The sequence below is a fragment of the Streptomyces sp. WAC04114 genome (assembly GCF_019733245.1).
GTDB lineage: Bacteria > Actinomycetota > Actinomycetes > Streptomycetales > Streptomycetaceae > Streptomyces > Streptomyces massasporeus_A.
The window spans coordinates 1-772 of sequence record NZ_JAIGQA010000395.1 but is presented as its reverse complement, the minus strand read 5'-3'; the positions used below and the strand labels follow the sequence as shown (position 1 = coordinate 772).

The following is a 772-nucleotide window of genomic DNA, read 5'->3' as shown; positions in this document are numbered from 1 at the left end:
GGCCCGGGGCAGGGCAGCCGCGGGCTGTCCGCACGCAGGGCACGCCGATACGATGGGGCAAGCGGACAGTTGTCCGTTACCCGGAAAACGTAACGGACAACTGTCCGCTTAACAAGGGGCTGGTTTCGGCCATGGCCCGAAAGGAGGGCGGGTGCGGCAGAAGAAGGACGCTCCCCTGCGCTCGGACGCGCAGCGCAACCGCGAGCGCATCCTGGAAGTCGCGCTGGAGGAACTGACACGCTCGGCGGGAGTCCCGCTGAGCGCGATCGCCAAGAAGGCGGGCGTCGGGCAGGGCACCTTCTACCGCCACTTCCCCACCCGTGAGGCGCTCGTCCTGGAGATCTACCGGCACGAGATGCAGCAGGTCGCCGACACCGCTCCGGCGCTGCTGGAGAGCCGGGAGCCCGACCGGGCACTGCGCGAGTGGATGGACCGGCTGGCACGGTTCGCCATGACCAAGGCGGGCTTGGCCGACGCCATCCGCCAGGCCACCAGCGCACCCGGTGGGCCGGAGAAGCCGGGCCACGCCCCGGTGACCGAGGCGGCCGAACTCCTCCTGCGGGCCGCGGAGGAGGCCGGCACCATCCGTCCGGGAGTCACCGCGAGCGACCTCTTCCTCGTCATCGGCGGACTCTGGACGATGGACCCCCACACCGACTGGCAGCCGCGCGCCACCCGCCTGCTGGATTTCGTCATGGACGGGCTGCGGGTGGCGCGCGGCTGCCAGTCGGTGTGGGGGTCCATCGTCCAGAGTCCGCCGATGACGAGGAAG

General features: G+C 70.9%; 1 protein-coding gene. It reads left to right on the top strand.

The window, feature by feature from the left end; genetic code table 11:
* Nucleotides 1–151 precede the first annotated feature (151 nt).
* On the top strand, nt 152–772 hold a 621-nt coding region (locus tag K4G64_RS39405; protein WP_308122618.1), incomplete at its 3' end, for a TetR/AcrR family transcriptional regulator.